20 protein-coding genes are annotated in these 22,495 nt (G+C 71.2%); 11 read left to right on the forward strand and 9 right to left on the reverse strand.

The window, feature by feature from the left end:
- Nucleotides 1-104: 104 nt before the first annotated feature.
- Both FCH28_RS35200 and FCH28_RS35205 read left to right on the forward strand, forming a co-directional pair.
- Nucleotides 105-1,412 (forward strand): sensor histidine kinase, encoded by a 1,308-nt coding sequence (locus FCH28_RS35200; RefSeq protein WP_136744549.1) that lies wholly within the window; start codon nucleotides 105-107, stop codon nucleotides 1,410-1,412.
- On the forward strand, nucleotides 1,409-2,065 hold the full coding sequence (locus FCH28_RS35205; protein ID WP_136744476.1) for a response regulator: 657 nt from the start codon (nucleotides 1,409-1,411) through the stop codon (nucleotides 2,063-2,065). Before FCH28_RS35200 ends, FCH28_RS35205 begins: the two co-directional genes overlap by 4 nt.
- Nucleotides 2,066-2,105: 40 nt before the next feature.
- On the opposite strand, the gene FCH28_RS35210 is transcribed toward FCH28_RS35205, so the two are convergent.
- The 3 genes from FCH28_RS35210 to FCH28_RS35220 all read right to left on the reverse strand — a co-directional run bounded on the left by FCH28_RS35210 (nucleotide 2,106) and on the right by FCH28_RS35220 (nucleotide 5,440).
- On the reverse strand, nucleotides 2,106-2,567 hold the full coding sequence (locus FCH28_RS35210) for a BP74-related protein (RefSeq protein WP_136744478.1): 462 nt from the start codon (nucleotides 2,565-2,567) through the stop codon (nucleotides 2,106-2,108).
- Between the two features lie 309 nt (nucleotides 2,568-2,876).
- Nucleotides 2,877-4,517, reverse strand: coding sequence for an ABC transporter permease (locus FCH28_RS35215; RefSeq protein WP_136744480.1), 1,641 nt, complete (start codon nucleotides 4,515-4,517; stop codon nucleotides 2,877-2,879).
- A complete protein-coding gene (locus FCH28_RS35220; protein WP_136744482.1) occupies nucleotides 4,514-5,440 on the reverse strand; it encodes an ABC transporter ATP-binding protein in 927 nt (308 codons plus the stop codon). Before FCH28_RS35220 ends, FCH28_RS35215 begins: the two co-directional genes overlap by 4 nt.
- A gap of 105 nt (nucleotides 5,441-5,545) precedes the next feature.
- Here FCH28_RS35220 and FCH28_RS35225 point away from each other — a divergent pair, with 105 nt between their 5' ends.
- Nucleotides 5,546-6,094, forward strand: a complete 549-nt coding sequence (locus FCH28_RS35225) for a GbsR/MarR family transcriptional regulator (protein WP_187364002.1) — start codon at nucleotides 5,546-5,548, stop codon at nucleotides 6,092-6,094.
- Between the two features lie 167 nt (nucleotides 6,095-6,261).
- Here FCH28_RS35225 and FCH28_RS35230 read toward each other — a convergent pair whose 3' ends face one another.
- Complete coding sequence (locus FCH28_RS35230; protein WP_136744486.1) at nucleotides 6,262-7,305, reverse strand: diacylglycerol kinase catalytic domain-containing protein; 1,044 nt, start codon at nucleotides 7,303-7,305, stop codon at nucleotides 6,262-6,264.
- 230 nt (nucleotides 7,306-7,535) lie between these two features.
- On the opposite strand from FCH28_RS35230, the gene FCH28_RS35235 reads away from it, so the two are divergent.
- The 4 genes from FCH28_RS35235 (at nucleotide 7,536) to FCH28_RS35250 (ending at nucleotide 10,612) form a co-directional block, all read left to right on the forward strand.
- The gene (locus FCH28_RS35235; protein ID WP_136744488.1) at nucleotides 7,536-8,822 is read left to right on the forward strand and encodes an adenylosuccinate synthase; all 1,287 of its coding nucleotides are present in this window, start codon (nucleotides 7,536-7,538) and stop codon (nucleotides 8,820-8,822) included.
- A 105-nt stretch (nucleotides 8,823-8,927) separates the two neighbouring features.
- A complete protein-coding gene (locus tag FCH28_RS35240) occupies nucleotides 8,928-9,788 on the forward strand; it encodes a helix-turn-helix domain-containing protein (RefSeq protein ID WP_136744490.1) in 861 nt (286 codons plus the stop codon).
- A 4-nt stretch (nucleotides 9,789-9,792) separates the two neighbouring features.
- Nucleotides 9,793-9,981 carry a DUF397 domain-containing protein gene (locus tag FCH28_RS35245; protein WP_342781684.1) on the forward strand — a complete coding sequence of 63 codons (189 nt, stop codon included), beginning with the start codon at nucleotides 9,793-9,795 and terminating at the stop codon, nucleotides 9,979-9,981.
- Between the two features lie 352 nt (nucleotides 9,982-10,333).
- The gene (locus FCH28_RS35250; protein WP_136744492.1) at nucleotides 10,334-10,612 is read left to right on the forward strand and encodes a hypothetical protein; all 279 of its coding nucleotides are present in this window, start codon (nucleotides 10,334-10,336) and stop codon (nucleotides 10,610-10,612) included.
- 1 nt (nucleotide 10,613) lies between these two features.
- Here FCH28_RS35250 and FCH28_RS35255 read toward each other — a convergent pair whose 3' ends face one another.
- The 3 genes from FCH28_RS35255 to FCH28_RS35265 form a co-directional block, all read right to left on the reverse strand.
- The gene (locus tag FCH28_RS35255; RefSeq protein ID WP_136744494.1) at nucleotides 10,614-12,176 is read right to left on the reverse strand and encodes a hypothetical protein; all 1,563 of its coding nucleotides are present in this window, start codon (nucleotides 12,174-12,176) and stop codon (nucleotides 10,614-10,616) included.
- A gap of 223 nt (nucleotides 12,177-12,399) precedes the next feature.
- Nucleotides 12,400-14,316 carry a serine/threonine-protein kinase gene (locus tag FCH28_RS35260; protein WP_187364000.1) on the reverse strand — a complete coding sequence of 639 codons (1,917 nt, stop codon included), beginning with the start codon at nucleotides 14,314-14,316 and terminating at the stop codon, nucleotides 12,400-12,402.
- Between the two features lie 196 nt (nucleotides 14,317-14,512).
- Nucleotides 14,513-16,090 carry a serine/threonine-protein kinase gene (locus tag FCH28_RS35265; protein WP_136744552.1) on the reverse strand — a complete coding sequence of 526 codons (1,578 nt, stop codon included), beginning with the start codon at nucleotides 16,088-16,090 and terminating at the stop codon, nucleotides 14,513-14,515.
- A 520-nt stretch (nucleotides 16,091-16,610) separates the two neighbouring features.
- Between FCH28_RS35265 and FCH28_RS35270 the strand changes: the two genes are divergently transcribed.
- Nucleotides 16,611-17,285: a DUF4956 domain-containing protein gene (locus FCH28_RS35270; RefSeq protein WP_425472066.1), complete on the forward strand. Its 675-nt coding sequence runs from the start codon at nucleotides 16,611-16,613 to the stop codon at nucleotides 17,283-17,285.
- Nucleotides 17,282-18,076 (forward strand): polyphosphate polymerase domain-containing protein, encoded by a 795-nt coding sequence (locus tag FCH28_RS35275; protein WP_136744498.1) that lies wholly within the window; start codon nucleotides 17,282-17,284, stop codon nucleotides 18,074-18,076. Before FCH28_RS35270 ends, FCH28_RS35275 begins: the two co-directional genes overlap by 4 nt.
- Here FCH28_RS35275 and FCH28_RS35280 read toward each other — a convergent pair.
- Both FCH28_RS35280 and FCH28_RS35285 read right to left on the reverse strand, forming a co-directional pair.
- Nucleotides 18,073-19,401 carry a sensor histidine kinase gene (locus FCH28_RS35280; protein ID WP_136744500.1) on the reverse strand — a complete coding sequence of 443 codons (1,329 nt, stop codon included), beginning with the start codon at nucleotides 19,399-19,401 and terminating at the stop codon, nucleotides 18,073-18,075. The genes FCH28_RS35275 and FCH28_RS35280 overlap by 4 nt on opposite strands.
- Before the next feature lie 2 nt (nucleotides 19,402-19,403).
- The gene (locus FCH28_RS35285; protein ID WP_136744502.1) at nucleotides 19,404-20,159 is read right to left on the reverse strand and encodes a response regulator transcription factor; all 756 of its coding nucleotides are present in this window, start codon (nucleotides 20,157-20,159) and stop codon (nucleotides 19,404-19,406) included.
- A gap of 128 nt (nucleotides 20,160-20,287) precedes the next feature.
- Between FCH28_RS35285 and FCH28_RS35290 the strand changes: the two genes are divergently transcribed.
- Both FCH28_RS35290 and FCH28_RS35295 read left to right on the forward strand, forming a co-directional pair.
- Complete coding sequence (locus FCH28_RS35290; RefSeq protein ID WP_136744504.1) at nucleotides 20,288-20,818, forward strand: hypothetical protein; 531 nt, start codon at nucleotides 20,288-20,290, stop codon at nucleotides 20,816-20,818.
- Nucleotides 20,819-21,084: 266 nt separating this feature from the next.
- Complete coding sequence (locus FCH28_RS35295; protein WP_136744505.1) at nucleotides 21,085-22,464, forward strand: aspartate aminotransferase family protein; 1,380 nt, start codon at nucleotides 21,085-21,087, stop codon at nucleotides 22,462-22,464.
- Nucleotides 22,465-22,495: the final 31 nt, after the last annotated feature.

Below are 22,495 nucleotides of genomic sequence, written 5' to 3' on the forward strand. Positions count from 1 at the left end.
CGCCTTCTCTGCTTACCGTTGTCAGCGTGAGAGAGACCTCCCAGAAGCAGACCTCCCAGTCCCAGGGCGCCGCGTCGCACGGCGCGCTGGGCTCAGAGGCCCGGATAGCCCGCGGCGCGCTGCACCGACTGCGCCAGGACCTGTTCCTCGACGCCTTCGCCTTCCGCCCGATGCCGCCGTTGGAGGACGCCAAGGTGTCCCGGTGGGTGCCATGGCTGCCGGAGCGGCTGCGGCACTGGGCGCGCTGGCTGCCGCATTTCATCGTCGGCGGCTTCTCGGTGCTGGTCTTCCTCGCGGCCTTCACCATCAGCTACGAGATCGGCCCGGTGCGCGGCGTCCTGGTGGGCGGCTACTGCCTGCTGGTCGCCGCCGGGCCGGCGATCACCCTCTTCCGCCCGGTGGGCGCCTACTGGATTTCGCTGTTCGCGCTGATCGTGGGCTGGTTCGCCACCGTCAGCTTCTCCTCGTACGCCACCCCCTTCGGGGGCGCGGCCTTCCCCACCCACCTCGCCGTGATGACCCTCGTGGTGCTGCGCACCCGGCCGCGGCTGGCGGTGGAGACCTGGCTGGTCACCTTCGGTGTGGCGGCCGTGCTCACGGCGCTGACCGGGGGCGACCCGGGTGAACTGCCGCCGGTGGCGTTCTTCTCCGCCCTGGTGCTGATCTCCGCCGCGGCGGTGCGCGCCTGGCGCGAGGAGCGCCGGCATGTCGTCGAGACGCAGACCGTCACCGCAGAGGAGCGATCCCGGCGCACACTCCTGGAGGAGCGCGCCACCATCGCCCGCGAGCTGCACGATGTCGTCGCGCACCATATGTCCGTGATCGCGATCCAGGCGGAAGCGGCGCCCTACCGCGTCGAGAACACCCCGCCCGAGCTGGCGACCTCCTTCGCGACGATCCGCGAGAACGCCGTCGCCGCGCTCACCGAACTGCGCCGCATCCTGGGCGTGGTCCGCTCCGAGGACCCGGACGCCTTCGTCGAGACCGACCCGGAAGCCCCGCAGCCGACGCTCGCCAGCCTCGATTCGCTGCTCGACAGCGTCCGCAGCGCGGGGCTGACCGTCGAGGCGGTGATCACCGGAGCGCCGCGGCCGCTGCCGCAGGGCGTCGAGCTGTCCGCGTACCGGATCGTGCAGGAGGCGCTGAGCAACGCGCTGCGGCACTCGCCGGGCGCCGATGCCCGCGTCGAGATCTCCTATGTGCTGGGCGGGCTGGGTCTGCGGATCGTCAACGGCGTGCCGAGCCGTCTCGCCAAGCCGTCCCCGGGCGCCGGCCATGGCGTCCTGGGCATGCGTGAGCGGGTACAAATGCTGGGCGGCGAGATGACGGCCGACCACACCGAGGACGGCGGCTTCGAGGTCGCGGCGTTCATCCCGGTGAACAGCACGGCGACGGGGGAGACCACAGCATGATCCGCGTACTGATCGTCGACGACCAGGTCATGGTCCGCGAGGGCTTCTCCGTGCTCCTCAACGCCATGCCGGACATCGAGGTCGTCGGTGAGGCCGTCGACGGGCGCCAGGCGGTGCAGAAGGTCGCGGTCCTCAAGCCCGATGTCGTCCTGATGGACATCCGGATGCCCGAGATGAACGGCCTGGAGGCGACCCGCGAGATCGTCGCCGCCGACGCGGACGCCAAGGTTCTCGTGCTCACCACCTTTGACCTGGACGAATACGTCTACCAAGCGCTGCGGGCCGGAGCCAGCGGCTTTCTCCTCAAGGACGCGTCGGCCGGTCAGCTCGCCGAGGGGGTACGCATCGTCGCCTCCGGCGAGGCGCTGCTCGCGCCCACCGTCACCAAGCGGCTGATCTCCGAGTTCTCCCGCCTCGGCACACCCCGCGCGCCCGCCCAGGAACGCATCGGCGATCTGACGGAGCGTGAGACGGAGGTTCTGGTGCTGGTCGCCCAGGGCCTGTCCAACGGCGAGATCGCCGAGCACCTCGTCGTCGCGGAGTCGACCGTGAAGACGCATGTCAGCCGCATTCTGGTGAAGCTGGGGCTGCGCGACCGGACACAGGCGGCGGTCTTCGCGTACGAGGCGCGGCTGGTGACGCCGGGGGGCTGACGCGGCTGCGCCGGGCCCCCGACGTGTGGCGTGTGGCCGACTACGGCGCGGGCACCTCGCGCACCAGGCGGGAGGACCAGGGGCACCAGAACAATCCGGGCAGGAACGCGCCACCCGCCTCGTCGAGGTGGTCCTCGACATACGGCGTCGAGGCGTCACAGACCTCGATGGCGACGTCGAAGAAGTCGATCGTGTCCTGGTTGTAGTGGAAGCTCCAGCGCGGGTTGTACGGGGCCTGGCGCTTGAGGATCCGGCCGACGACGTGCGGCCTGTCCGTGGTTTCCCCGTTCACGAGGTCCCGCGCGTGCTGGATCTTGGCGGGGTCGGTGAGCTGGATGACGAATTCTTCGTGAGTGATATCGGTCATGACGAAGTAGGCCGCTTCGGCCTTCGTGCGATGCGCGGCGCCGTTCGCCGGCTCCCCCTGGGCGGGCCCGGCCGCCGTGACGGCGAGCAGTGCCGCCGCCGCGAGCACGCCGATCTTGGTGGTGATGCGTCGCATGAACCCCTCCGGTGCGTCAGGTCGTGGTCACGACCTGTCGCCACGAAAAGTAACGTGATGACCACCCAGCGCTCCAGAGTTACTGAGGGTTATCGCACCATCAGGAGAAATGCCAGGGAGTAACTGGCGTGTGGGTGGCCGGCATGCTGCAACGCGTGATTGTCCACAGGCTGTGGATGAAGTGCGCGAAGAGGCAGGAGAGACAAGAGGGGGAGGGGAGGCGCAGGTGTACGCCACCGGAGTCCGCTACAGCTCCGGCGGCGTACGCGTGAGGGGGCGGCCCCGTGCCCTGTCGGGGCCGCCCCGGCGTCAGCCGATATCGCGGCGGCGGAAGCCCGCGAGGCCGGCGACCAGCAAGAGCGCCGAGAGGGCGAGCAGCCACAGGAACGGGGCGGCGGTGACATCCGAGCCGGGGAGCTTGGGCAGGTGGCCGTACGGGGAGAGGTCCAGCACCCAGTCGGGCAGCTTGAGCGCCGGGCCGATCCAGCCGATCGCCAGGCAGGCGCCGACCACGGCCCAGGCTGCGGCCGCCGCCTTGGGCAGCACGCCGAAGAGAAGGACGGTCAGGGACGTGAGGACCCAGACCGCGGGGATCTGGGCGACGGCGGCACCCAGCACCGGCCCGATCTGCGCCCCGACGTCCTCCACCGCGATGCCGTAACTGATGCCCAGGGCCAGGCCGCCCACGGTCAGCACCACGGCCGTACCGAGATAGGCGATCACCAAGTGGCTTGCCGCCCAGCGCAGTCGGCCGACCGCGCCCGCGAGGACCGGCTCGGCGCGGTCGCCGGTCTCCTCGCCGCGCAGCCGCAGCACGGATCCCGCGGCGTAGAGCGCGGCGACCATCCCGAGCATGCCGACCATGGTGGCCAGGAAAGCTTCCGCCAGGGCCTGTTGACCACCCATCCGCTCGAAGATCTCGCGGGTCTGCTCGTTGCCGCCGACCAGGTCGGCCGCGGCGTCCGCGATGCCGCCGAACACGGCGCCGGCGAAGGCGAAGCCGAACGCCCAGCCCAGGAGGGTGGTGCGCTGGAGTCGCCAGGCGAGGCCGAAGGCGCCGTTGAGGGACGCGGGGGCCCGCGCCGGTCCGGGGCGGGCGGGCAGGAAACTCATGCCCAGGTCGCGGCGGGCGGTGAGGGCGTACGCGGCCGAGACCGTCACGGCGAGCGCGGCGAGGAAGAGCAGCAGCACCCACCATCGTTCGTCGGCGAAGGCCCGCAGATTCTCCGCCCAGCCGACCGGCGAGATCCAGGTCAGCGGGGACGAGGCGTTCTGGGACGCGGCGTCGCCGGCCGCCCGCAGGACGAAGGCGAGACCGAGGACGGCCCCGGTCAGGCCCTTGGCCAGCCGCGCGCTCTCGGTGAGCTGCGCGATGATCGCGGCCAGCCCGGCGAAGAGCATGCCGGTCCCGCCCATGCCGAGGCCGAGGGCGAGCGAACCCCCCGCCGGCTGACCGGACGTGGCCATGCCGGCGGTGATGAGCAGGGCGAGCGCTGCATTGGCCACGAGCGCGGCCAACAGGGCGGCGGTCAGCGGGGCGCGACGGCCGACCATCGCGGCGGAGAGCAGCTCCTGACGGCCCGTCTCCTCTTCCTCGCGGGTGTGCCGTACGACGATGAGCAGGCTCATCACGGCGGCGAGGACGGCCGCCATACCGCCGATGCGCCAGGCGACCAGGCCGCCGATGGAGTCGCTGAAGACCGGCCCGTACATCGCGCGCAGCGAGCCGTTGGTGTTCATGGAGTGGGCGACGTCGGCCCGCTGGGCGGCGGTTTCGTACAGCGTCTCCATGGTGGATCCCAGGCTGACGACTGTCAGGCCCAGGGCCAGCACCCACACCGGGATCATGATCCGGTCGCGGCGCAGCGCCAGGCGCAACAGCGCGCCGGTGCCGGCCAGATCGCGGGATCCGCCCCGTCGGACGGCGGGGGCGGCGGTCACGGTGGTCATCGTCCGGTCGCCCCCTCGCGCGCGTCGTCCTGGTAGTGGCGGAGGAACAGCTCCTCCAGGGTCGGCGGGGTGCTGGTGAGGCTGCGGACGCCGGATTCGCTGAGCGAGCGCAGCACGGCGTCGAGCTTGTCGGTGTCCACCTGGAGCTTGACGCGGTGCCCCCGGCCCCCCTCGATCGACTGAGTGGCGAGGTCATGGACGCCGGGGAGGCGGGTCAGCCCGTTGGGCGGGCCCGCCAGTTCGGCGGTCACGCTCGTGCGCGTCAGGTGCCGCAGTTCACCGAGGGATCCGGACTCGACGGTCTGCCCCTTGCGGATGATGCTGACGCGGTCGCAGAGCGCCTCGACCTCGGAAAGGATGTGACTGGAGAGCAGGACCGTACGGCCGCGGTCGCGTTCCCGCTCCACGCAGTCGCGGAAGACCTCCTCCATCAGTGGATCCAGGCCCGAGGTCGGCTCGTCGAGGATCAGCAGATCGACCTCGGAGGCGAAGGCGGCGACCAGGGCGACCTTCTGGCGGTTGCCCTTGGAGTACGTGCGCCCCTTCTTGGTGGGGTCGAGCTCGAACCGCTCCAGGAGGTCGGCCCGGCGGGCGGTGTCCAGGCCGCCGCGCAGCCGCCCGTAGAGATCGATGACCTCGCCGCCGGAGAGGTTGCGCCACAGGGTCACGTCACCGGGGACGTAGGCGACGCGGCGGTGCAGCTCGACCGCGTCACGCCACGGGTCCTTGCCGAGGAGCTGTGCGGCGCCTCTGTCGGCGCGCAGCAGGCCCAGCAGGACCCGGATCGTCGTGGACTTCCCCGCGCCGTTGGGCCCGAGGAAGCCGTGCACCTCGCCGGCCTCGACGTCGAGGTCGAGGCCGTCCAGCGCGTGCGTCCGGCCGAATGACTTGTGGAGGCCAGCCACCGAGATTGCCTTGGTCATGGTTTCGAAGCTACGCTAGTTTCACAAATTTGTGAAGTTAGGAAACCGTATAAAGTTTGCTCGGGGGCTCTGATCTGGGGAGATGATGCGGAGATGGAAGCGGAGATGGACACGGAGACGACCGAGCAGCCACCGCAGGGCCGCGCCGCACGCGAGGGCGGGCGCGACGGCGAGGCGGTCATGACGTTCATCGAGCGGTTCGCCGCACAGCTCGTCGACGCCGGCATGCAGCGGATGCCCTCCCGCGTCTTCGCCTGTCTTCTGGCGTCCGACACCGGCGTCCTGACGTCGGCCGAGCTCGGCGAGCGCCTCCAGGTCAGCCCCGCCGCCGTCTCCGGCGCGGTCCGCTATCTCGCCCAGGTCGGCATGCTCAGCCGCGAGCGCGAGCCCGGCTCCCGCCGCGAGCGCTACCGGGTGCACAGCGACCAGTGGTACGAGGCCCTGACCCGCAGGGACAGCGTCCTGACCCGCTGGGAGGCCACGCTGCGCGACGGCGTCGAGAGCCTCGGCGAGGACTCACGCGCGGGTCAGCGGATAAGCGAGACCCTGGCCTTCATGGAGTTCATGCAGAAGGAACTCTCCGGGATGATGCAGCGCTGGCGCGACCACCTGGAGGAACTGCGCGCGGAGGAGGGCGGGACTTCGCGGGGCTGAGGGGATTGTTTTTTCCCCGCCGCCCACCCCCCTTCGGGGGGTGGGCGGGTGTAGTGAGCGGGTGTACGGGGTGAGCGGGTCGGCCGACGGGGCTGACCGGGCTTCGTCCCGACGGGGCCGCCTGGGGCCGTTGCCTTCGTCCGCCGGGGCCGCCCCGGCCCCACCCCTCACCCCCGAGGCAGCGTCAACCGCCAGGCCCCCGGCTGCACCGTCCACGTACGGGTCCGCACCGGCCCGCCCACCACCGCGTCCGCCCGGTAGTGGAAGTCCGGCCCGGACACCGTCACCGCCCGCGCCCTGGCCCGTACCGGCTGCTCGGAGCCCGGCCAGTGCACCACGACCTCGGCCAGACCGTCCGCACCGGCACCCCCCGCCGCCAGCCCGGCCCCGCCCAGCTCGTCCTCCCCGCCCGGCACCACCGAAACGCCCCGAACCGGCCGGTCCAGATCGGCCAGCAGCACACCGTCCGCCTCCACCCGCAGCCGCAGCCGCTGCGCCGGCACCCGGCCGCGCCGCCCGCCGAGCCCGCCGGCCGGCGACGACAGCAGCGCCAGCGCCGTACGCGCCGTCCTCGCAGCCGGCGCCCACCACGGCCGCCGCCCGTCGCCGTCCACCCCCGCCAGACCGCCCCCGCCCCCGGAGCCGGCCGTACCGCTCGCGCCCAGCGGATGAGCCGCCCCCGCGGCCCACGCTCCGGGCCCCGACCTCAGCGGATGCCCGTTCTGTCCGAGTCCCGCCCCCGAGGACGCCTCGGCGCCGAGCCCGTCCACCTCTCCGATCCTGTCCGCGTCCCCGCCCCCGCAAGGAATCCGCAGCCCGCCCAGCACAATCCCGTCGCTGTCGTCCGTGAGCAGATCCATCGACCGCTCCCCGCCGTCCAAAACGGTCCGCGCCGCGGCCACCGTGTCCGTGGGCACGCCCAGCGCGCCACTCAGCGCGACCGATCCCGGAGCGCCCACCGGGACCATCGACACCGGCACCCGGGCAAGCTCACGCTCCTTGTGCAGCAGGCTCACAGCCCGTAGCAGCGCACGGTCATCGCCGATCACCACCGGGCGCCGCTGCCCGCGTCGGGAAAGAGCCCGCGCGAATTCCTCCGGCCCCTCGGGAAGGCAGATTTTCGCTCCCGCGCCCGCGCACAGGACATCTTTCGCGATACGCACGGATTCGCCGTCCGTACTACGGGCGACCGGGTCGATGACTACGAGCAAGGGGCACCCCCGAACCGACTCCGCGGGAGAGTGCCCAGAAGGCTGCGCCGACACCTCGGTCCTTCCTCAGGTAGCATCTCGGTGCAAGAGCCCCTTGCGCTATTGCGCCAGGGGCTTCGTCTATTCCGGGGCACCGGTCCGACGGCACTAGCGATGACGTACGCGTGAACACGCACGCCGACGCCATCCACGCACGTTGGACATGCCCCGCCCGGAAGGGGTGTACGCCTGTGCCCGCACTTGTGCTGCTCGGTGCTCAGTGGGGTGATGAAGGCAAGGGAAAGGCCACCGATCTGCTCGGTGGATCCGTTGACTATGTGGTGCGCTACCAGGGCGGTAACAACGCCGGCCACACGGTCGTCGTCGGCGACCAGAAGTACGCGCTGCACCTTCTCCCTTCCGGAATCCTCTCGCCGGGGTGTACCCCGGTCATCGGCAACGGCGTCGTCGTCGACCCTGCGGTCCTGCTCTCCGAGCTGAGCGGACTCAACGACCGCGGCGTCGACACGTCCAAGCTGCTGATCAGCGGTAACGCGCATCTGATCACGCCGTACAACATCACCGTCGACAAGGTGACGGAACGCTTCCTCGGAAAGCGGAAGATCGGCACGACCGGCCGCGGCATCGGCCCGACCTACGCCGACAAGATCAACCGCACCGGTATCCGCGTCCAGGACCTCTACGACGAGTCGATCCTGACCCAGAAGGTCGAGGCTGCCCTCGACGTCAAGAACCAGCTCCTGACCAAGCTGTACAACCGGCGCGCCATCGAGGCGGGCCAGGTCGTCGAGGAGCTCCTGGGCTACGCCGACCAGATCAAGGGCTACGTCGCCGACACCACCCTGATCCTGAACGACGCCCTCGACCAGGACAAGGTCGTCCTCTTCGAAGGTGGGCAGGGCACGCTGCTCGACATCGATCACGGCACGTACCCCTTCGTCACGTCCTCGAACCCGACCGCGGGCGGCGCCTGCACCGGTGCGGGCGTCGGACCGACGAAGATCAACCGGGTCATCGGCATCCTCAAGGCGTACACGACGCGCGTCGGCGCCGGCCCCTTCCCGACCGAGCTGTTCGACAAGGACGGCGAGGCGCTGCGCACCATCGGCGGCGAGCGCGGTGTCACCACCGGCCGCGACCGCCGCTGCGGCTGGTTCGACGCCGTTATCGCACGCTACGCGACTCGCGTCAACGGTCTGACGGACTTCTTCCTCACCAAGCTCGACGTGCTCACGGGCTGGGAAGAGATCCCGGTTTGCGTCGCCTACGAGATCGACGGCAAGCGGGTCGAGGAACTCCCGTACAGCCAGAGCGACTTCCACCACGCGAAGCCGGTCTACGAGAATCTGCCGGGCTGGTCCGAGGACATCAGCAAGGCGAAGTCCTTCTCCGACCTGCCGAAGAACGCGCAGGCGTACGTGAAGGCGCTGGAGGAGATGTCGGGCGCGCCGATCTCCGCGATCGGGGTCGGCCCCGGCCGCAACGAGACGATCGAGATCAACTCGTTCCTGTCCTAATCGCGTAGTTCGCATGCTTATGTGCCGTGGTCGGCTGGCGTCATTGTCAGTCGGCCACGGCACAATTGCATTCGGATACGTGGAGTGACGGAGGAGGGGGAGCGGATGCCGGTACGGAAGCCTCCGACGGAGCGGCAGCGGCGGTTGGGTGCGGAGCTGCGCAAGATGCGTGAGCGTTTGGGATTGTCGCTGACCGAGGCCGCCGCGATGCACGGAACGGATCGGACCACCGTCAGCAACATTGAGTCAGGCCGCTTCGGTGTCAGTGCCGACCGGGTGCGGGTCTGGGCTGCCAACTATTCGTGCCCCGACCGTGATTACGTCGATGCGTTGGTCGAAATTGCGAGGGAACGGCGCAGCGCGTGGGCGGGCTGGTGGGACGACTACCGCGAAACACTCGCGGTCGGGAACCTGGACCTCGCCGAGATGGAACATCACGCGGTCGGATTCCGCGCCGTCCAGCTCGCGCACATGCCGGGGCTCCTTCAGCACGAGGACTACGCGCGTGCTGTCTTCGAGGAAGCTGTGCCGCCGCTGACGCCGGGGGATCTCGAACGGAAGGTTGCCTTCCGCGTCAGGCGCGGCACCATTCTCGACAGGGCGGAGCCACCGAAGTGCACATACCTCATCCATGAGGCAGCGCTGCGCATGCGGTTCGGCGGCAGGGATGTGACCAAGACCCAGTTGGATCACCTGCTGAAACAGTCTGATCGTGAGAACGTGACGATTCGCGTCCTACCGTTCGTGGCGGGCGGGGTCCCCAGCGCTGGCCACTCAACTCTCTACGCGTACGGCCCTGTTGGACAGCTGGACACGGTGCAGTCGGACACTCCTGCGGGGCCGAGGTTCCTGCACTCCGAAACACATCTTGCGAACTACCGTGCGGTTCTGGATCGTGTGGAGCAGCGCTCGCTCGACCCCGTCAGTTCGCGCGACTTCATTCGCGACGTGGCGCGACAACTCTGAAAGCGTGAGAACCGTGGATCTTCATTGGCGTAAATCCTCTTTCTCGGACGAACACGAAGGCAGCAACTGCCTTGAACTCGCCTCGCGCGACGGCGAGATCCTGGTCCGGGAGAGCGACAGCCCGGCCGTGGTCGTCAAGGCCACCCAGGAGGGGGTGCGCGCGTTCTTGGCATATGCCGATTACGCGTTTTGAAGTACAACGCGTTGTGAGTGCAGGGTCTTTGTCGCTACCGTAAACGCAAGGCGCCCCGGCGGTGTTGCAGCACCCCGGGGCCTGGCCAACGCCGCGTCAGGAGCGTCAGCATGCGCCAGAGTATCCGCTGTGCCCTCTTCCGGGCACTCGCCCTCCTCCTCACGCTCTTAGTTCCCGCCACCGGGCGGCGGCGCAAGAGCGAGCCCTCGGCGGCCGCAACTCCGGTGCCGCCGCCCCGGCCAGCCCGCCCGGCCCGCTGGTCCCCACGTCTCGACGACCGCCCGATCTTCGTCGACGACAGGCCCATCGTCCGGCCATATCTCCTCGCGTACGAGCGGGCGGTGGGGGCGGCGTGAACAGGAACAACCCCCGCGGGCTGCGCGTCAGCCGCGTCCCCGGCAAGCCCGTCCTGCGCGACGCGGACGGCGACTACGCCATCCACCTCTGGCTGCGACACGACGGCAAGTTCGACGGCGACATCACGCTCCAACTCTCCCCGACGGAAACCGAGTTGCTGCATGCGGAGCTCTGCTTCGCGCTCGACGGGGAGCCGGTGAGGACCTACCCCGACGACACACCGGACTGCCGCAAGGACCCCCGCGGCTTCGCCTCGCGGATGCGGTGGCCGTAGGTCAGCGGCGCGCCCCGGGCGCCGGGGTGTGGGTCGGCGGCGCCGGCGGTGCCGGCGGCTGCGGCGGCACCTGGGGCGGCTCCGGAACGTGGGTGGGCTCGCCCGGCGTGCCGGTCGGAGCCGGCGGCTCGTGCGTGGTCGGCTGCTTCGGGGTGGTCGGCTCCTGCGTGTCTTCCGGCGGCTGTCCCGGCGGGCGCTCGGGCTCGCGTTCCTGGGGCTCACCGGGCGGCTGCCCCGGGCGCTCGGGCGCTTCGGGGGCCGGCGGCCGCGCCGGGCACGACACTCGGCGGCCAGGTCGACTCTTCAGCCCAGTCACGGCCGGCTGCCCGCAGACATGGTCCTTGAGCTCGTTGAATGCCTTGATGACCTGCTGGCGAGAGTCGGTGCCGTCCTGAAGGTAGGTGTTCAGCAAGTGCAGTGTGACGGTGTCTCCCATGTTGGTCGACCAAGCTGAAGGCTGGTTCCCTGTCGGCTCTGCGGTGGGCCTGAGGCGAATGTCATTGATGAGGTTGATGAAATCGCCACGCAGCAGGACATATTTGCTGTCCTCAGTGTTCAGAGAGCTCGTGGTTTCATCTCCGAAAGGGGGTGCAATATAGAGCGCCCCGACGGGAGAGGGGGCGTCGGGTTGTCCATGGTCTTGGCGAAACTTGGCGACTTCCTTGTCCAGGTCCCTCTTGGCCTCTCGGACCGGAAATCCCCCCTCGCTATGGCTGATGAGGATGACCGGCTTCCCGGCGCCCAGCGCTGCGCGTCCCTGGGCCATCAGGGCAGCGTACGCAGTATTCTCCTGGGCCTTCCACGCCTGCCCCTCGTACTGAAGGAACAGGCTGGGCAACTTCTGGGCGAACACATCAACACCCATCGCCCCAGCAGACCCCTTTGCGGGAACTCCCTCTCTCTTGACCATCATGTCGACGTACTGCTTTACTTCCGGAATTTCCTGCTTTTCTCTTACCGCCCGACCCATTGCTTGGCCGTTAGCGAAACTCGTAGCGGCGTCTTTCGCGCTGACGTTGTACGCCTCTTCAATTTTTTGACCCAATGCACCACCCAGCGCGGTTGCGGCCTGGGTGGCTTCCTGGCTCGTGTTGAGGACCCCATTGCCAAAGATCCCCACGACGTCCTGTGGCTTGGTTGGAGTCAGTTGGGCTGCCGGTCCCCGTCCCGCTGCCCGATAACGGCCGACGCCACCGCGTGGCTTGTCGTTCTGACTGGCGGGAGCCGGGACCGTCACCACGTGACCAGCCCGAGCCTGATCGCCCAACGCCTGGTTGTTCGCCAGGGTCTCCTTGATGCCCGCAGGCCGTTTCCAATGGCGGACGTGTGAGGCGAGCACCTCGCCCAGCATTGCGTCCTGTCCCATGCCGGCGTCCCTGGCGGCGGCCATAGCATCGGCAAGAGCCTGGAACGTGGGTAGCACTTCATCGCGCGGCAGTCGCTTCTCGGTAGCGATGAGGCGTTCCTTGAGCACCTCCCTGGGAGACTTCTCCGACGGGGGTTTCTCCTCCGACCCGCACGCCGCAACCAGAGCTCCGGCGCAGACGGCCAGGACCGCGCTCACTGCCGCAGAGTTCCGGCCCCGTCTGCTCTGGGATTGGTGGCGTAGTTCCTGGACGTCCATGCCCGTCAAATTGCCACGCCCCGCAGAGCCGCGCCCGGCGGAATCCGCCGAATGGGCTTCACGGCCGCCAACGCCACTCCACGACACCACTCGGGTGAGGAATACGAACCAGCCCTGGACGACACGGCATTGAGGGTTCGCCAGGTGAAGCGGCCGATTCCGGCTACCCCACCCGCGAATACGTCCGCGGCTCCTTGTCGCCGCCCAGGAATTCGCGGTGCAGCGTGGCGTCGTCGGTGAGGTGGAAGACGGACGGGCTGCTCGGCTCGCAGCCGGGGGCTGCGATGTCGACGACCGAGGGGCCGATGGTCAGGTCGCCCTCCGCGGAGTACAGGTCGGCGTGGGCGGTGCAGCGGCCGTTGCCGTTCTCGACGACGGTGCTGAGGACCGTGCTGCCGACGGGAGCCTGCTTGATGGTGATGCTGTTGGTTCCGCCGTCGGCGGTCGGGCGCTGCCAGGTCCCGAGGTATTCGGCCGGGATCGTCTCGGTGGCCGGGTTCAGGCGGTGCAGCGTCGCGGTGCGGCCCGCCGCCGACCACTTCAGGGTGCCGCCGTCGCCCGGTTCGAGCGTGTGCTCGCCGAGCGCGGAGCAGCGGCCGGAGGGAAGGGAGCGTACGACCTCGGTGTCCAGGCGCAGCGCCGGGCGTCCGTCGTCCGCCGTGACGGAGACCAGCTTGGCGTCGCTCCTGCACTCGTACGTCGGGCCGAGACTGGTGCTGTTCGCGACCACCTCGCCGAGCTTGCCGCGCGAGATCACGAACCGGCGATGCTGCCCGGTGGGCGCGCCGTCCCGAAGGACGCTGCCGGACCAGGTGCCGACGTAGCGGGCGGGGATGTCGGAGGAGGCCTTGGATGTGTCGTCTGTGTCGTCCGCGCCGGTCAGGAGGGGGATGGCGACGGCGGTTGCCGCGGCGGCGACGACCGCCGCGGCGAGCACGGGCAGCCAGCGGCGCCGGGCAGGGGAGCCCACCGTGACCGGGGGCTGCGGTTCTTCGCCGACCGGTGCCCCCATTTCTGGTTTGCCCGGCCGCACCGTCTGCAGGGTCGCCACCCTCACGTCCGGACGCGCCGTGCGGAGGGTCGTGCCCGTGTCGTCGGCACCTCGGCCGTCCGTCGTGCGCGGCGTACGCGACTGGCCACCGGGCGGGGTGTCCGTGTCCAGCAGGCGTACGGCGTGCTGGCCCAGGCTCGCGATCAGCTCGGCCGGCAACCACGGCGGCGCCGCCCCGCCGCTGCTCACCGGCCCGAGCCGGTCCACGATCTCCTCGGGCGCGGGGCGCGCCGCCGGGTCCTTGGCCAGGCAGGACTCGACGAGAGCGCGGATTCCCTCCGGCACCTCGGCCAGGTCGGGCTCGTCCTGCGCGATCCGGAACATCACCGCATGCACGCCCGACGCGACGCTGCCGAACGGCATCTGCCCGGTCGCCGCATACGCAAGCACCGCGCCGACACAGAAGACGTCGCTGGCCGGGCCGATGCGATGGCCCTGGACCTGTTCGGGCGACATAAAGCTGGGTGAGCCGACGATCATGCCGGTACGGGTCTGGGTCTGGTCGCCGACCGCGTCCAGGGCGCGCGCGATACCGAAGTCGATGACCCGGGGGCCGTCGATGGTGAGCAGGACGTTGGACGGTTTGAGGTCGCGGTGCACCAGGCCGACGCCGTGGATGTCGAGCAGGGCGCAGGCGAGTCCGTAGGCGAGGCGCCGGAGCGAGTGCTCGGGGAGCGGGCCGTAGGTGCCGGCCCGGCCGAACGATCCGCCGACGACCTTGCTCAGCGCGGGACCGGCGATGTACCCGGTGGCGACCCAGGGGACGTCGGCCTCGGTGTCGGCGTCCAGAACCGGCGCGGTCCAGGTGCTGCCGACCCGGCGCGCGGCCGCGACCTCGGCCCGGAAGCGGTCCCGGAACTCCTCCTCGGCCGCCAGATCGGCCTTCACCAGCTTCACGGCGACGGTCCGGCCGCCCTCGGAACGGGCGAGGTAGACCCGGCCCATCCCGCCGCTGCCGAGGCGGCTGAGCAGCCGGTAGTCCCCGATCCACGCCGGATCGTCGGCCGTCAGCCCGCGCAGGCCGTCCATCCGAGCGTCCTCCCCCGTACCTGTGTCGTTCTCGTCGTCCAGGGGTTGCTCCCGTGGCTCCGCGGGTTGCTCCCGTGGCTTCGGGGAGCTTAGACATGCGCTGATCGCGCAATGGCAGACGGATCGTTACGAGGGGAGAACGATCGGGGGAGTGCAGTGGAAGGGGAGGTGAATTCCGGGCTGTGGCGAGCGCCCGTCACCCCGCCCTGCGGTACACCGACGGCGCCTTGCCCTTGTCGAAGTCGCGCCGCAGGTTGCCGTCCACCAGCTCCAGACTGCTCCGGGCGCCGGGGTGGCAGCTCGTGGCCGGGCCCGACACCACGGTGGAAGGGCCGAGGCGGACCGGCGGCCCCGCGCTCTCCAAGGTGGCCGCGAACTCGCATTGATACCCGGCCCCGGAGGCCGTCATCTTCAGCACGGTGTCGCCGGACTTGCCCTGTGTGAGCGTGAAGCGCCGGATGTTGTAGCCGTTGGGGTCGAGCGTTGTCTCCCAGGTGCCGAGGTAGGCGGCGGGTATCCCCCCGTTCGTCGTGGGCCGTGTCGACCCCTGCTCCTTCTCGTCCTTCGTGTCGTTTCCACCGTTGCCGGCCTGCTCGTTGCTCTTCTGGTTCAGCAGGACGTACGCGGTGGTCGCACCGGCCCCGGCCAGCAGGAGCGCGCCCGTGACCATCAGGATGGTGCCGATACCGCGACGGCGCGGGGCCGGGGCTGCGCTGCTGCCGGGCGGCGCAGGCGACAACGGCACGGTGGCAGGCGCGGACGCGGGCGAGAGCGTGGGCGGCATGGCGCGTGACCCCGGGCGGTCGGCCGACTGCGCCGCGTCCGGCGGGGCGAGCCGCGAACCGGCCCCGTCCGTATCGCCCTTGGGGTTCTCGGCCTCCAGCAGCTCCAGGGCACGCCGGCCGAGGCGGGCGATCAGCGCTCCCGGAAGCCAGGGCTCGTCGCCGTCGCCGTCCTCGCCGTCCCCCTCCGCGCGGGCCAGCAGCTGCGCCGGGGTGGGGCGTTGGGCGGGGTCCTTGGCCAGGCAGCCGGCGACCAGGTCGTGCAGCCCTTGGGGCAGCGCGGACAGGTCGGGGTCCTCGTGCGCGATGCGGTACATCACCGCGTGCACCCCGCTCTCGGCCGTCCCGAACGGCTGCCGCCCGGTGGCCGCGTACATGAGGACCGAGCCGAGGGAGAAGACGTCGCTGGCCGGGGTGAGCTTCTCGCCGCGCACCTGCTCGGGCGACATGAACCCGGGCGAGCCGACCGCCTCGCCCGTACGGGTCAGGCCGCTGCCGGTCACCGCGTCCAGGGCGCGCGCGATGCCGAAGTCGATGACTCGGGGGCCGTCGATGGTGAGCAGGACGTTGGACGGCTTGAGGTCGCGGTGGATGATCCCGGCGGCGTGGATCGACTCCAGGGCCAGGGCCAGCCCGGACGCCAGGATCCGTACGGTCCGCTCGGGCAGCGGTGTGCCCCCGGCGACGGCCTGTTGGAGCGAGGGGCCCGCTATGTAGCCGGTGGCGACCCAGGGCGTCTCGGCCTCGGTGTCCGCGTCCAGTACGGGCGCGGTCCACTCCCCGCCGACCCGGCGAGCGGCCTGCACCTCCCGCCGGAAGCGCGCCCGGAACTCCTCCTGGTCGGCCAGCTCGTCGCGTACGAGCTTGACGGCGACGGTACGCCCACGGTCCGAACGGGCCAGGAAAACCTGCCCCATGCCGCCCTCGCCGAGCCGGCCGATGATGCGGTAGTCGCCGATCCGCTGGGGGTCGCGGCCCTTGAGCGGGGCCAGCCCGCCGGGCCGCCCCGTTAGTCCGCCGGGCCGCCCCGCCTGCCCGGAACGTCCTGTCTGCCCCGTCCGGTCCCAGCGTCCTTGCTGCTCAGCACGTCCCGGCTGTTCCACGATCCGCCGCCCTTTTCCCGAATCCGCCCTGCGGGAGAGTAGGCGCAGGCGCGTACATTCTGGACGACGTTGGCCGTTCCGTTATGGGTTCCGCCATGGGTCTCCACCACAGGGATCCGCCACGGGGATCCGCCACGGGGATCCGCCATGGATCTGCGTCGGCCGTTACGGGCCGCCGGCACGCTTCTCTTCCGCCCAGAGGATAGCGAGGGGGGTTGGGGCGGGCGGCTGCGGTACGGGCGCGGGCGCGCCGGCGGGCGGCCCGGGGGCGTGGCCCCTTAACCCTGCGCGGGGGCGCGCTTAACCCGGCGGTTCCTAGCGTTCATGGCATATCGGAAATCGCCCACGACATTTCGGCGACGACACAGCGATGTCATGCGTCGTCATGCATCGCCGCAGCAGGGGAGTGGTGGACACCTTGGAAACCTACGGGCAGCTCGTGGCGCGCCTGGCGATCGATCTGACCGCGGTGAGTGTGCTGACCTTCGCCGTGTATTACCCGCGGCACCGGCGCCGCGACCTCGTACCGGCCTATCTGGCGCTGAACGTCGCACTGTTCTCCGTGGTCGCGGCCCTGTCGCAGGTCGGTGGGGGCGGCGGAATGGCGCTCGGGTTCGGGCTCTTCGGGGTGCTGTCGATCATCCGGCTGCGCTCGGACTCCATCCAGCACGAGGAGGTCGCGTACTACTTCACGACCCTGGTGCTGGGCCTGCTGTGCGCGCTGCCGCACCTCCCGCTCGCCGTGGCGGGAGCGCTGGCCGCCCTTCTGCTGCTGGTCATCCATGTCGCCGACCATCCGCGGCTGCTGTCCGGCACCCGCCGCGCCGTGATCACCCTGGACGTCGTGCACGCCGACGAGGCCGCGCTCCGCGCCGATCTCGCCCGCCGCCTCGGTGAGCCGCTCACCTGGACGGTGAAACAGGTCGATTTTGTCCGAGACCTGATGGTGGTGGATGTTCGCTTCCGCGTGCCGGAACTTTCCGGGCGGGTGGCGCGTACCACGCGGAGAACCGCACTGAGCGCTACCCGGTCCCGCACCAACGCCCTTCCCGTTCCCCGTCCGCCCGCCAAGGAGACCGTGTGATTCCCGCCGTACGCGCCATCGCGCGCGCCGCCATGGCCGCGCGTCCCGTACCGCTCGCCGACGTCCAGGCGCGCGCCGAACTCCTCGCCCGCTTCGACCACAGCTACCTCGTCCCCGTCGACGTCTTCGCCGCCTTCGCGGCCGAACTCACCGACCGGAGCCGGCCCGGCGGCCCGTTCGCCGCACTGTGCATCAACGGCCGCCGCTGGTTCAGCTATCACTCCGTCTACTACGACACCCCCGACCTGCGCTGCTTCCACGATCACCGGCAGGGCCGCCGGCTGCGGTACAAGATCCGCGAGCGGCTCTACGAGGACACCGGGGAGCGGCAGTTCGAGATCAAGCTCAAGGGGCGGCGCGGTGAAACGGTCAAGCACCGGCAGCCCCTGCTGCCCGGCGACCCGGCCCTCGGACCGGCCCCGCGCGGTTTCCTCGCCTCCGTACTGCACCGCACCTACGGCATCGAGGCCCCCGCCGAACTCGGGCTCTCCATAGAGACCGACTACCAGCGGACCACCTTCGTGGCGGACGGGCAGCGCATCACCTGTGACGCGGCCCTGGTCTGCCGCGACCTGGAGACCGGCCGCACCGTACGGGCCGACGGCGGCCTCGTCCTCGTCGAGACCAAGACCACCGGACATCTGACCGAGGCGGACCGGCTGCTGCACGGCTACGGTCTGCGCGCCGCCGAATTCACCAAGTACTGCGGGGCACTGTCGGCCCTGCGCCCGGAGCTGACGGCCAACCACTGGCGGCGGGCGGTGCGGACGGCGTTTCCCACGGCGGCCTAAGGGTGCTGGGCTTCGGCGCCCCCAACGGCCTCCGCGCCCCCGAACGACGCCGCGATCCGGGCCCCGCCCCCCGCCGCCGCCCCGAACTCCACCGCGCCGCCCGACTCCAGGGCGGCGCGCCGCACGATGTCCAGGCCCAGCCCGGTCGAGCCACCACCGCTGTTGCCGCGCCCGGGGACATGGCCGTCGGGAAAACCGGGCCCGTCATCCTCGATGACGAGCCGACCGCCGCTGTCCTCCCGTAGGACGCTCACCCGCATCCCCGCCCCCTCCGGCGTGTGGTCGAAGACATTGCCGATCAGCGCGTCGACGACGGCCGCCAGCTCGCCGCCCTCGGCCCGTACGAAGACGGGCGGCGGCGGGGCGACGAAGTCCAGGGCGCGCCCCTGGTCCTCCGCCAACGGCCGCCAGAAATCGGCCCGTTCGCGTGCGACGGCCGCCAGATCGGCGCGTACCGCCCGCGCCGCACCGTCCCGCAGCGGCTTGCGGGCCGTACGGATCACCTCGTCGACACCGCGCTCCAGCGCCGCCACGCCCGCCGCGATCCGCTCCGCCTCCGCCGGGTCGCGCAGCCCCTCCGCGTCCAGCCGCAGCGCGGCGACCGGAGTACGGAGCCGGTGCGCGAGATCGGCGGCGTTCTCGCGTTCGGCGGTCAGAAAGCCGTGGATGCGCTCGGCGAGATGGTTGAGCTGGCGGGCGACGAGGCGGAGTTCGGGCGGCCCGGAGGGCTCGGCGCGGGCCGTCAGATCGCCGCCGGAAAGGCGGTCGGCGACCGCGGCGAGACGGCGGGCGGAGCCGACGAGACGGGCACCGAGACGGTCGGCGAAGAGCAGCCCCAGCAGCATCAGCCCGGCACCGATCCCGGCGAAGGCCAGCGCGGAGGCGAGCGTTCCGGCGTACAACTGCTGGTCGGTGAGGGCGACCTGGACGACGGCGGTACCGCCCGCCACCCCCTGCACCGGGACCACGACGCCGCGGCCGCCCTCCGGCGGCTCGTACGCGAACGCCCGCCCGTAGCGCGCCAGCCGCACCGCGTCGGTGACCGGCGTCGCCGGGCCCAGGACCGCGCCGTCGGCCAGGATCACCGACGTACGGGGCAGGCCGGGGCCGTTGGCGGAGCGGACGATGGTGGCGGCGGCGCGGCGCCCGGAAGCCTCGGCGAGCGGCTGGCCGAGGCCGGCGGCCAGGGAGTGGGCGCGCGCGGTGGCGTCGGCGGTCGCCCGGTCGGCGGCGTGGCTGCGGGCCAACAGAGCCAGCGGGACGAGCAGCGCGGCGAGCACGAGCGCGGTGGTCGCGGCGGTCAGCAGCAGGATGCTCCGGCGCACGGCTAGCGCTCCGACCCGGCGGTCTTCGGCCTGGCGCGCTCCGGGGCGGCGGTCACCGGTCCGTCGAGCGCCTCCCGGTTCTCCGGGGCGGCCAGCTTCACGCCCACCGTACGGACCGTGTGCAGATAGCGCGGCCGCTGCGCAGTCTCGCCCAACTTCCGGCGCAGCCACGACAGATGGACGTCCACCGTCTTGTCGGCACCGCCCAACGGCTGCTGCCACACCTCCGCGAGCAGCTCACGCCGCGAGACCACCTGCCCGGCGCGGCGGGCCAGATACGCCAGCAGATCGAACTCCCGAGGGGTGAGGTCCAGCGACCGCCCCGCCAGCGTCACCTCGCGCGCGCCCGCGTCCAGCACCAACTCACCTACACACAGGGCTGGTTCGGGCTCATCGGGCCCCAGCCTGCGCAGCACCGCCTTGATCCGCGCGTCCAACTGGGCCGCCCCGAACGGCTTGACGATGTAGTCGTCCGCGCCGTCCCCCAGGGCCGCGACCATGTCCGGCTCGTCGTCCCGCGCGGTGGCGACGATCACCGGGACGTCGCTGACCGCGCGCAGCATCCGCAGCACCTGCGCACCGTCCACATCCGGCAGCCCCAGATCCAGGACGACCAGGTCGGGGCGGTCGGTGACGGCGGTGTCGAGGCCGGACATCCCGGTCGCGGCGGTGGCGACGGCATGGCCGCGGTCCCGCAGCGCCCGCACCAGCGCACCACGCAGCCGCGGATCGTCCTCGACGACGAGTAGATGGGGCATGCAGCCACCGTAGCCAGCGCCGGCGCACCAACGGGAGGGCGGGCGGCGGGCCTTGAGCGGGCCTTAACCGGACGTTAGGGAAGGGTGCGGGAGGCTGGCCCGGTCCGGGCGAGGGAGAGGCGACGGCCATGACATGGCGCATTCGGCGCATACGTGGGGTGGCGACGGTGCTGGCCTGGGTCACGGTGATGGCCGCGGCCGCCGGACTGGGCGCGTGGGCACTCGCCGGCACGGCGGACCGGCACGAGCGGGCCGCCCCCTTGGACGATGCCGCGGTACGGCGGAAACTCGCGGCCGCCCGGTCCGCCGCCCCGGACGCGCCGGCCACCCCGTCCGCCGAGCCTTCCCCCTCCGCATCCGCCACGCCTGCCCCTCCGGAGACGCCCCCCGTCGCGCCCACCCACCCCACCGGGACCGGCACCGTACGCGTCACCGGCGGCAGCCTCACCGCCGCATGTCTGGCCGACGGCCGGATCCACCTCACGGCCTGGAGCCCGGCCGCCGGCTTCCACGTCGACGACGATGTCGCCCGCGGTCCGGCCGCCACCGCCACCATCGAGTTCGAGCCATCGGACGACGACGCCGGCGACGACCGCCCGTACGAGATCCACTGCGCCGCCGGCCACCCGAAGGCGGTCCCGGCCCCGGACGACGACTGAGCGGCCACCCGGAACAGCCGGACCCGCCCCGGAACCGCCCCGCCCCGGAACCGCCCCGCCCTGGAGCTTCCTACAGCCCCGCCGCCATTCCGTCCGTGTCCGCCGACACTCTGTCCGCCCGCGTGGTGAGCGCCATACAGGTTGTCGGTACCGGGCAGCACACCGTGATCCTTAGTCTGGGAGCTCCCCCGTAGCCTCAAGGGCACGGGAGGTACCCCCATCGCCGTCCACATGGGGACCCGAGCGACCGATCCGAGGTACTGACCGTGACCACGACGCATCCCGCCTCCGCCTTCGCCGACCCCGCCGCCGGTGCGGCGGTGAAGGCCGACGACCGTGCGCATGTCTTCCACTCCTGGTCCGCGCAGGGCCTCATAGACCCGCTCGCGGTCGCCGGCGCGGAAGGCTCGTACTTCTGGGACTACGACGGCAACCGCTACCTCGACTTCTCCTCGCAGCTGGTCAACACCAACATCGGCCACCAGCACCCCAAGGTCGTCGCCGCCATCCAGGAGCAGGCCGGGAAGCTCTGCACCCTCGCGCCCGGCTTCGCCGTCGACGTACGGTCCGAGGCCGCCCGGCTGATCGCCGAGCGCACCCCCGGCGACCTGGACAAGATCTTCTTCACCAACGGCGGCGCGGAGGCCGTGGAGAACGCCGTCCGGATGGCCCGGCTGCACACCGGCCGCTCCAAGGTGCTCTCCACCTACCGCTCGTACCACGGCGCCACCGCCGCCGCGATCAACCTGACCGGCGACCCGCGCCGCTGGCCGTCCGACACCGCCTCGGCCGGCGTCGTCCACTTCTGGGGCCCGTTCCTCTACCGCTCGCCGTTCCACGCCGAGAACGAGGCGCAGGAGTGCGAGCGCGCGCTGGCCCACCTCGAGCAGACCATCGCCTTCGAGGGGCCGCAGTCGATCGCGGCGATCATCCTGGAGTCGGTCCCCGGCACCGCCGGGATCATGGTCCCGCCGCCCGGCTACCTCGCCGGCGTCCGGGAGATCTGCGACCGCTACGGCATCGTCTACATCCTCGACGAGGTCATGGCGGGCTTCGGCCGCACCGGCCGCTGGTTCGCCGCCGACCACTTCGACGTCACCCCCGACCTGCTGACCTTCGCCAAGGGAGTGAACTCCGGGTACGTGCCGCTCGGCGGCGTCGCGATCAGCGCCGAGATCGCCGCCACCTTCGACCAGCGGCCCTTCCCCGGCGGCCTGACCTACTCCGGCCACCCGCTGGCCTGCGCCTCCGCCGTCGCGACGATCAACGCGATGGCCGAGGAGCGGATCGTGGAGAACGCGGCGGAGATCGGCGAGAACGTCATCGGCCCGGCCCTCCGCGAGATCGCCGAGCGCCACCCGTCCGTCGGCGAGGTCCGCGGCCTGGGCGTCTTCTGGGCGCTGGACCTGGTCAAGAACAAGGAGACCCGCGAACCGCTGGTCGCGTACAACGCGTCCGGTGCCGCCAACGCCCCGATGGCCGAATTCGCCGCGGCCTGCAAGCGCGCCGGCCTGTGGCCGTTCGTGAACATGAACCGTACGCATGTCGTCCCGCCCTGCACGGTCACCGAGGCCGAGGCCAAGGAGGGCCTGGCCCTCCTGGACGAGGCCCTGACGGCCGCGGACGCGCACACGGACGCGGGCTGAGCCCCTCGTAGGCGGTCTGAGGTCCCACCAC

It is taken from the genome of Streptomyces piniterrae (assembly GCF_005048155.1).
Classification (GTDB): domain Bacteria; phylum Actinomycetota; class Actinomycetes; order Streptomycetales; family Streptomycetaceae; genus Streptomyces; species Streptomyces piniterrae.